Origin of the sequence: Nocardiopsis sp. TNDT3, from assembly GCF_003427465.1 — a bacterium.
Classification (GTDB): domain Bacteria; phylum Actinomycetota; class Actinomycetes; order Streptosporangiales; family Streptosporangiaceae; genus Nocardiopsis; species Nocardiopsis dassonvillei.
The window spans coordinates 1-9,208 of sequence record NZ_QPFC01000416.1; the positions used below are offsets into that span (position 1 = coordinate 1).

9 protein-coding genes are annotated in these 9,208 nt (G+C 74.4%); 6 read left to right on the top strand and 3 right to left on the bottom strand.

Annotated features, from left to right (window positions below):
• From DQW06_RS10980 to der, 3 genes are all read left to right on the top strand, one after another.
• On the top strand, window positions 1-1,042 hold a 1,042-nt coding region (locus DQW06_RS10980), incomplete at its 5' end, for a prephenate dehydrogenase (protein WP_157983404.1).
• Window positions 1,043-1,143: 101 nt separating this feature from the next.
• Window positions 1,144-1,839, top strand: coding sequence for a (d)CMP kinase (gene cmk, locus DQW06_RS10985; protein WP_013152030.1), 696 nt, complete (start codon window positions 1,144-1,146; stop codon window positions 1,837-1,839).
• A gap of 290 nt (window positions 1,840-2,129) precedes the next feature.
• Window positions 2,130-3,566, top strand: a complete 1,437-nt coding sequence (gene der, locus DQW06_RS10990) for a ribosome biogenesis GTPase Der (protein WP_071621641.1) — start codon at window positions 2,130-2,132, stop codon at window positions 3,564-3,566.
• Window positions 3,567-3,769: 203 nt separating this feature from the next.
• Here the strand turns inward: der and DQW06_RS10995 are convergent, their stop codons facing one another.
• Window positions 3,770-4,519 (bottom strand): alpha/beta fold hydrolase, encoded by a 750-nt coding sequence (locus DQW06_RS10995; RefSeq protein ID WP_117198393.1) that lies wholly within the window; start codon window positions 4,517-4,519, stop codon window positions 3,770-3,772.
• 92 nt (window positions 4,520-4,611) lie between these two features.
• Between DQW06_RS10995 and DQW06_RS11000 the strand changes: the two genes are divergently transcribed.
• Entirely contained in the window at window positions 4,612-5,160 is a 549-nt protein-coding gene (locus tag DQW06_RS11000; protein WP_041552390.1) for a TetR/AcrR family transcriptional regulator, read from the top strand.
• Between the two features lie 158 nt (window positions 5,161-5,318).
• On the opposite strand, the gene DQW06_RS11005 is transcribed toward DQW06_RS11000, so the two are convergent.
• Both DQW06_RS11005 and DQW06_RS11010 read right to left on the bottom strand, forming a co-directional pair.
• Entirely contained in the window at window positions 5,319-6,764 is a 1,446-nt protein-coding gene (locus DQW06_RS11005) for an MFS transporter (protein WP_013152034.1), read from the bottom strand.
• Window positions 6,765-6,928: 164 nt separating this feature from the next.
• Window positions 6,929-8,092, bottom strand: coding sequence for a DUF418 domain-containing protein (locus DQW06_RS11010; RefSeq protein ID WP_013152035.1), 1,164 nt, complete (start codon window positions 8,090-8,092; stop codon window positions 6,929-6,931).
• A gap of 136 nt (window positions 8,093-8,228) precedes the next feature.
• Between DQW06_RS11010 and DQW06_RS11015 the strand changes: the two genes are divergently transcribed.
• On the top strand, window positions 8,229-8,516 hold the full coding sequence (locus tag DQW06_RS11015; protein WP_013152036.1) for an AbrB/MazE/SpoVT family DNA-binding domain-containing protein: 288 nt from the start codon (window positions 8,229-8,231) through the stop codon (window positions 8,514-8,516).
• A gap of 280 nt (window positions 8,517-8,796) precedes the next feature.
• Window positions 8,797-9,208 (top strand): DUF523 domain-containing protein (locus DQW06_RS11020; RefSeq protein WP_157983405.1); only part of this gene is annotated, 412 nt, incomplete at its 3' end.

Consider the following 9,208-nt stretch of genomic DNA (forward strand, 5'->3'; position numbering starts at 1 on the left):
CGACGTCGCCCTCTCCGACCCCGACGCCGCCTCCCTGCGCCTGGCCTGCGACCTGGGCGCGGGACACCCCCTGGAGGAGGCCGACGACCCGACCTCGGCCCCGGCCGACCTCGCGGTCATCGCCGCGCCGCCCGCCGTCATCCCCTCCGTGCTGCGCCGGGCCCAGGACCGGGGACTGGCCCACGTCTACACCGACGTGGCCAGCGTGAAGGCGAGCGTGCTGGCCGAGGCCGAGCGGCTGGGCTGCGACATGGCCACGTTCGTGGCCGGGCACCCCATGGGCGGCAGGGAGAAGCAGGGCCCCGGCGCCGCGCGCGCCGACCTCTTCCTGGGCCGTTCGTGGGCGCTGTGCCCCACCGGCAAGGCCGACGCGCAGGCCGTCGCCGTCGTCGCCGAGGTCGCCCGCATGTGCGGCGCGGACCCGCTGGTGCTGGACGCGGCGGCGCACGACCGGGCGGTGGCGCTGGTCTCGCACGCGCCCCACGTGGCCTCCTCGGCGGTGGCGGCCCGGCTGCTCTCGGGCGACGACGCGGCCCTGACCCTGGCGGGGCAGGGCGTGCGCGACGTCACCCGGGTGGCGGGCGGCGACCCCGCCATGTGGTCCGAGATCCTCACGCACAACGCCGCCCCGGTCGCGGAGGTCCTGCACGCGGTGGCCGCCGACCTCGCGGCGACCGCCGACGCCCTGCGCGCGCTGGCGGACCGGCCGGGGCCGGAGGAGGCGTCGGACCGCGTCCTCGCTCCGGTGCACGACCTGCTGGAGCGCGGTAGGTCCGGCCACGGCCGCATCCCCGGCAAGCACGGCACGGTACGGCTGCCCGACTACACGGTCATGCCGGTGGTCATCCCCGACGAACCCGGTGCGCTGGGCCGCCTGTTCGCCGTGGCGGCGGAGGCCGGGGTCAACATCGAGGACGTGCGCATCGAGCACACGCCCGGCCTGCCGCTGGGCGTGGCGCAGCTGCACGTGCTTCCCGAGGCGGTGGACACGCTCGCGCGGGCGCTGGCCGCCGACGGCTGGTCGGTGCACCCGGGCCTCTGAGCTTCCCGCGCACGACTGCGCGCGACTGAGCGCCAAGTACACACGGGCCACGGGTAGGGTTGGGCGTCGGCAACAGTGAACGCAAGCGGGAGTCAACGGCAGTGAGCGCGCAGGACAGCACCGAGGGCATCGTCATCGCGATCGACGGTCCCTCCGGGTCGGGCAAGTCGAGCACCTCCCGGGGTGTGGCCAGGGCGCGGGAGCTGCGGTACCTCGACACCGGTGCGATGTACCGCGCGCTGACCTGGTGGATGCTCTCCCAGGGTGTGAACGTCAACGACGCCGACGCCGTGACCGCCCTCGTCGACACCCCCGTCATCACCATGGGCACCGACCCCGACGCGCCCTCCGTGGCGGTGGACGGCCGCGACGTGGCCGCCGAGATCCGCGGCAGGGAGGTCACCACCAACGTCAGCGCGGTCTCGGCCGTGCCCGCGGCGCGCGAGCGCCTCGTGCGCACCCAGCGCGAGATCATCGCCGCCGCCAGGGCCGAGAGCGCGGGCATCGTGGTCGAGGGACGCGACATCACGACCGTCGTCGCCCCCGACGCCCCGGTCAAGCTCTTCCTGACCGCCAGCCCCGAGGCCCGCGCCCAGCGCCGCAGCAAGGAGGTCCGCAGCGCCGACGTCGCCGCCACCCAGGCCGACCTGGCCCGGCGCGACGCGCTGGACTCCAGCCGGGCGCACTCGCCCCTGCGCCAGACCGAGGACGCCACCGAACTCGACACCAGCGGGCTGACCCTGGACGAGGTCGTCGCCCTGGTGGTCAAGCTGGCCGACGAGGCCCGCGACCACTGACCCGCACGGTCGGGCGCCGCCGCGTTCCAGCGGACGGGCGTCCCCTGCCTCCGGACGCCGCGATGGGCGGGCGGTGCACCCGGCGGCCGTAACACCGGACACATTCGTCCCGACAGTCCCTTTCGGGGGAACACAACGACATCCGCGGGGGTTCCTCCCCGTGGCCAGTACACGGGCGCCGTCGGCGCCCGCGTCGATCCACGCGCCCCGGGACACCGGGGCGGGTCGGCCCTTCGCATCCCCGCGGCACGCATCCTGGGCGCGCGGGGACCCAGAACCGGGAGCAGTACATGAGTGACTTCGACATCTCCGACGTCGTCCACGGGGGGGCGGACGCCGAAGAGCCCGCCACCCTCCCCGTGGTGGCCGTGGTCGGACGCCCCAACGTGGGCAAGTCCAGCCTGGTCAACCGCATCATCGGCCGCCGCGAGGCCGTGGTGGAGGACGTGCCGGGCGTGACCCGCGACCGGGTCGCCTACGACGCCGAGTGGCAGAACACCAGGTTCACCCTGGTCGACACCGGCGGCTGGGAGACCAGCGTCAGCGGTCTGGCCGCCATGGTCGCCCGCCAGGCCGAGTACGCCGCGCAGACCGCGGACGTCATCCTGTTCGTGGTCGACGCCACGGTGGGCGTCACCGACGCCGACGCCGCCGTCACCCGCGTCCTGCGCTCGACCAAGCGCCCCGTGGTGCTGGCCGCCAACAAGGTCGACGGCAGCATGCAGGAGGCCGACGCCCTCGACCTGTGGCAGCTGGGCGTGGGCCAGCCCTTCCCCATCAGCGCCCTGCACGGCCGCGGCACCGGCGACCTGCTGGACGCGCTCGTGGCCGAGTTCCCCGAGCAGCCCCTGGGCGAGGAGGACGACGGCGAGGACGGCCCGCCGCGCATCGCTCTGCTGGGCCGCCCCAACGTGGGCAAGTCCAGCCTTCTCAACCGCCTCGCCGGTGAGGACCGGGTGGTCGTCGACGCTGTGGCGGGCACGACCCGCGACGCGGTGGACGAGCTGATCGAGCTGGGCGGGAAGACCTGGAAGTTCATCGACACCGCCGGTATCCGCCGCCGGTTCCGGGCCCTCCAGGGAGCCGACTACTACGCCACCATGCGCACCGGCACCGCCCTGGAGCGGGCCGAGGTCGCCGTGGTGCTCATGGACGTCAGCGAGCCCCTCGCCGAGCAGGACATCCGGGTCGTCGAGCAGGTCGTGGAGGCGGGCCGCGGCCTGGTCCTGGCCTTCAACAAGTGGGACATCCTGGACGAGGAGCGCCGGACCTACCTGGAGAAGGAGATCGACCGCCAGCTGGCGCGGGTCTCCTGGGCGCCGCGCGTGAACGTCTCGGCCAAGACCGGGCGCCACATGGAGAAGCTGGTCCCGGCGATCGAGACCAGCCTGAGCGGGTGGAACCAGCGCATCCCGACCGGGCAGCTCAACAACTGGCTCAAGGAGCTGGTGGCGGCCACTCCGCCGCCGGTGCGCGGCGGCAAGCAGCCCAAGATCCTGTTCGCGACGCAGGCGGGCTCGCGTCCGCCGCACTTCGTCCTGTTCACCACCGGGTTCCTGGAGGACAACTACCGCCGCTTCATCGAGCGGCGCCTGCGGGAGGACTTCGGCTTCGAGGGCTCCCCGGTGCACATCAGCATGCGCATCCGCGAGAAGAAGGGCGGCGGGGCCCAGGGCCGCGCCTCCAAGGGCAGTGTGCGTCCGGACCGCAAGCACCGCCGCCGGTAGGGCGTGCCCGGCGGGCGCGCGCCCCGCTGCGTGAGGGGCGGTGTCCGCCGGACGCGTCCCGGCCCACCGGCCCCGCCAGCCCGACCACGGCACGAGGAAGGGGGCTCCCCGCCCGGGGAGCCCCCTTCGCCGTGTTCTCGGGCCGGGGCGCGCGGCGCCCTGCCCGGTCGCGCCGCGCGCCTGGGCCCCCGCGCTCCGGGCGCTCAGGCGTCGGGGGAGGCCCAGAAGTCGCGCAGTACGCGGGCGCCCCGCTCGGGGTCCTGGAGCATCCAGTAGTGGGTGAGCCCGTCCAGTTCCTGGAACCGGGCGCCCAGGCGGCGGGCCACCTCCCGGTCCTGCTCGGGGTGTGCCATCGGGTCCCCGGTCGGGGCGAGCAGGAGCCCGGGCGCCTTGGCGGGGCCGTCGAAGTCCCGGCCCCAGTCGGCGTGGAAGTTGGGCCACGCCGAACGGTAGAGCGCCAGGACGGCCGCGCTCATCTCCTCGTCATGGCTTCGGTCGACCTCCCGGGCCAGTTCGGGGCTCATGCCGCGGGGCTGGAGGACGTCTCCGAAGGTGCCCCCGCTGCCGGGGGCGGCCCCGCGCAGCCCGGCCAGGGACTCCTCGCCCTCGGGGCTGCTCCGCCAGAGCGTGGCCGCGTCGTGCCACCGGTAGTCGGGGTGCCAGCCGTGGGCGACGTCGGAGACCCAGCTGCGGACGGGGACGTCGTAGGCGGAGACCACGCGCATGGCCAGGTGGGCGCCCCAGTCGTGGCCGACGAGGTCGATCGGCCCGCCGACGGCGCGCAGCTCCTCGGCCAGCCAGGCCGCGTAGTCCTCCTTGCCGCGCATGTGCGCCGGCCGGGGGCTGCCGAAGCCGGGCAGGCGCAGCGCCACGCTGTCCTCGGGGAGGAGCGCGCGCAGGGGGTTCCAGAGCGAGGGCGTCTCGGGGACTCCGTGGACGAACACGATGGTCATGACCACTCCTGGAGTAGAAGTTGATAATCTATCCACTTCAACGTAGCACGATAAGTCGATAACCTATCCACTTCGTGGACCGAGGAGGCCCCATGCGGGCGGACGCCGCGCGCAACAACCGCAGGATCTTCGAGGAGGCGAGCCGGGCGGTCGCCGCCGGGGAGACCGACCTCACGCTCAACGCGCTCGCCCGGCGCGCGGGCGTCGGGGTGGGGACGGTCTACCGCCTCTTCCCCACCCAGCGGGCGATGCTGGAGGCCGTGGTGGAGGACGCGGTGGCCGAACTCCGCCGCCTGGCCGCTGAAGCCGAACGCGAACCGGACCCGCGCGGCGCGCTCGACGGCTTCCTCCGGGCTGCCCTGGACGAGGCGCTCGCCCGTCCCGGCCTGTTCACGGTCCTCATCACCCTCGACGACGAGAGGGAGTCCCTGCGGCGGGCCAAGGCCGAACTGGTCGGGGCGACCTCGCGCCTGCTCGGACGCGCCCACCCGCGGCCGCCGCTGACCGGTGAGAACCTGCTGAAACTGCTGTGCGGCCTGATCCACGCGGTCAGCGAGCACCCGGCCGAACGGCGCGCCGCCGCCACCGACGCCTACCTGAGCCTGCTCCGCAACGGCCTCATGCCCGAAGGCGCCGCCTGAGCGGTGCCGCGGTCCGTTCCGTGCGCCGGTGCGGGGGACTCCGCGCGCCGTGGCGCGCTTCCGGCGGTTCCGCGGAACCCGGGGGGCCACTGCGCGCGCCCCCTTCCGGGCACACGGTGCCGTGGCCGCCCCGCGCGCGGACAGCGCCCCCGAGCGGGTCAGGCCTCCCCGCTCAGGCGGCGGACGTTGCCCTGCGGCGGGTGGCTCCCCGTCGTTCCCCCCTTGCGGGAGCGGGGCGGTCGGCCCCCCTCCTCCCCGGGGACGGGGATCGCGGGGGCGCCGGGCAGCGGGCGGTTCGCGCTCTCCTTCATCCGCCACACCACCACCAGCCCCACCACACCCGCGACCATCACCAGCCACGCCGGTGCGTAGAGGTTTCCGGTGGCCTGCACCAGCGCCTCGGCGACCAGCGGGGTGGTGCCGCCGAACAGCGCCACCGACACGTTGAAGCTGATGGCCAGCGCGCCGTAGCGCACGCTGGTGGGGAAGAACGCCGGCAGCGCCGCGGGCGCGCCGCCGGAGAAGTGCACCAGGGTCACCGCCAGCACCACCATGCCCAGGGCCACCGTCCACGGGCCCCCTTGTTGCAGCAGCCAGAAGGCGGGCAGGGCCAGCACGATCGAGAACAGGCTGCCCGAGAGCAGCACGGGCCTGCGCCCCACGCGGTCGCTCAGGTGTCCGAACCCGGTCACCGCGAACAGCATCAGCACCATCGCCGCCAGCGTCAGCACCAGAGCCGTGGTGGGGCCGTACCCCAGCTCCGCCTCCAGGTAGGTGGGCATGTACGCGGTCAGGACGTAGTTGTTGACGTTGAAGACCATCACCAGGCCCACGCACAGCAGGATGTGGCGCCACTGGTCCACGACCGTCGCCCGCAGCTGTCCCTCGCGGTGCCCGCCGTGGGAGTCCTTGGCGTAGCCCCCGGTGTTCTGCTCGAAGACGGGGGTGTCCTCCAGCTTCACCCGCAGGTACAGGCCGACGGCGCCCAGCGGCAGCGCGACCAGGAAGGGGACGCGCCACCCCCAGTCCTGCATGGTGTCCGAACCGAGCAGGAGGGTCATCACCGTGACGACGGTGGCGCCGCCGACGTAGCCGCTGACCGTGCCGAACTCCAACCAGGAGGCCAGGAAGCCGCGCCGCCGGTCGGGCGCGTACTCGGCGATGAAGGTCGTGGCGCCGCCGTACTCGCCGCCGGTGGAGAAGCCCTGGAGCATCCGCGCGACCAGCAGCAGCACGGGCGCGGCGAAGCCGATGCTCGCGGCCGAGGGGATGAGCCCGATCGAGAACGTGCTCACCGCCATGAGCAGCATCGTGAAGGCCAGGACGCGCTTGCGGCCGATCCTGTCGCCGAGGGGGCCGAAGAACAGCCCGCCCAGGGGCCGCACCAGGAAGGCGGCGGCGAAGGTGGTGAAGGTGGCGATGAGCTGGGTGCCCTGGGTCTGCGCCGGGTAGAACACCAGGCCGATCGTGACGGCCAGGTAGCTGTAGACGCCGAAGTCGTACCACTCGGTCGCGTTGCCGATCGCCGCGGCCACCACGGCCTTGCGCGTCGCCCTGCGGTCCGTGGTCAGGGCCGTCCGCCCCTGCGGCTGCGGCTCGTTCACGTCTCCCCCTCGCTGCCCAGCGGTCCTGGTGTACCCACTTAATCACCCAGGGTGACGAGAGCGTGTGCTCTGTCCGTGTCGCCGTCCCGGTAGCGTGTTGGCGGCCAGGAGTCGAGTCCCTGCTGCGGGGTGCACCGGGTCCGAGGCGGAGCCCCGGCGTGTGCTCAGGCCGAGGAGGGTGCCTCCCGCGGGGCTCGGGGCGCGGCCCGGCGGGTGAGGCGGCGCAGCAGGTTCTCCGCCGGACCGCGGTAGCCGGCGCGCCGCATCAGCTCGGCGGCGGCCAGCGACGCCAGCCAGGTCGCGGCGGCCACGCCGAAGGCCCCGGCCAGCCCCAGCCGGTCCTGCCATCCCAGGCCCACCGGTGAGAAGACCGCGAGGAAGACCACGCTCTGGAGCAGGTAGAAGCTCAGGGAGCGCTGGCCCAGAGCCTGGAGGGCGGTGGTCAGGACGCCGCGGGTACGGGCCGCCCGGATCGCGGCCAGCGCGACGATCCCGGCCATCCCGACGCCGCCGAAGTAGCCCGTCAGGGGCTGGAGGAGGGCCGTGCCCCACTGCGCGGCGGCCGAGGGGGCGCTCCACACGCCCGTCTGGACCAGGATCGAGGGCAGGGCCCCGGCGACGGAGACCGCCGTGGTGAGTATGACGACGCGTGTCAGGAAGGCGCGGTTGCGCTCGGGTTCCTCCAGGAGGCGGTGCCGCGCCGCCCACATGCCCGCGACCACCCCGGGTGCGACCAGGACCGTTCCGACGGCCAGGGCGAAGGGCGTGCCGGGGAGGCGCTCCAGGTAGAGCGCGCCGGGGTCGGATCCGGGGGGCGGGGCCACGGAGCCGATGTCGAAGGTGGAGACGCCCTGGGACAGGGCCAGTCCCAGGGGGATCGCCGAGAGCGCCGTGCCGGGGACCAGGGCCAGGCCCGCGACCCACAGCAGGGTCGTCGAGCGCGCCCGCAGCAGGCCCACGAGCAGCAGGGAGGCGACGCCGTAGGCGGCGAGGATGTCGAGGGGGACCACCAGCGTGTGGACCAGGCCGAAGGCCAGCAGCCACCGGCCCCTGCGGCGCAGCAGGGCGCGGACGCCGACCGGGTCGGCCCCGCCTGCGACCCGCCGGTCCAGCGTCTGCGCCAGGGCGTAACCGAACAGGAAGGCGAACATCGGGCGTGCGTGGTTGCCCACGAACAGCTCGTGGAGGATGAGCGCGGCGCCGTTGGCCAGGGCGGGACCGTGGTCGACGGCCAGGACGAACAGCGGGGCGTGGGCGCAGGCGATGGCCAGCAGCATGGCGCCCCTGGCCAGGTCCGGGGCGAGCGCACGGGGCGCGGGAGCGGTCACGGATCCTCCTCGGCGGGGTGGGGTACATGCTATTACATGTAAAGCATGTATATCGTGTGCCCTGTGATCGTGACCGCAAGCGGACACGGCCCGCTTGGTACGCTGTGCGGAACACGTACGGGAAGGCGGTGGCGGGGTGACTGCGGAGCAGGACGGCGCCTCCTACGGACCCGGCGGCCGGGGCTTCTACGGCGCGGTGACGGTCAGCGAACGCGGCCAGATCGCGATCCCGGCCAAGGCCCGCCGCGACCTGGGCATCTCCCCCGGCGACAAGCTGCTGGTCCTCGGCGACCCCCAGCAGGGGATCGCCCTCATGACGGTCGACCGGCTCATGGAGAACCTCCAGGGATCCTCGGTCCTGATGGACGTGCTGCGACAGCACGTCCAGGACGACGGGGGAACCCCGCCCGGCGGGGCCGGATAGCGGCACCGCGGGACACTGGCGGGGGAGTCCCCGTTGTTCCGGTTCCCACGGACTCCCGGGGCCGGCTCCGCCCCGCTGCGGATCGGGACCCGCGGGCGTGCCCTCCCTCCGGACACCCGGCGCCGCTTCCGCCGCGCACGGATCAGGCCCCCGTACGGGCGGGCGTGGCGCACGCCGACGGGGAGGACGTCCGGAGCGCCGCGGGGGCGCTGCCGACGGGAGCGCGTGCTCTGCCCGTCTCGCCGTCCCGGTAGCGTGGTGGCGGCCGAGAGGGGGGTCCATGCGCAGAGTGCTGGTCAGCGCGTGTCTGATGGGACGCCGGGTGCGTTACGACGGGCGCGCCAAGCCGGTCGAGGACGACGTGGTCGCCCGCTGGCGTGAGGAGGGCCGCCTGGTGGTGCACTGCCCGGAGGTCGCGGGCGGCCTCCCGGTGCCCCGCCCGCCCGCCGAGATCGAGCCCGGCGCGACCGCCGCCGACGTGCTCGCGGGCCGCGCGCGCATCCTCACCCCCGAGGGGCGGGACGTGACCGGGCACTTCGTGGACGGGGCCCGGGCGGCGTTGGCCACCGCCCGCGCGCACGGCGTGGTGGTGGCGGTGCTCAAGGAGTCGAGCCCCTCCTGCGGGGTGCACCGGGTCTACGACGGAGCCTTCGGCGGGCGCGGGGTTCCCGGCGAGGGGGTCACCGCGCGGC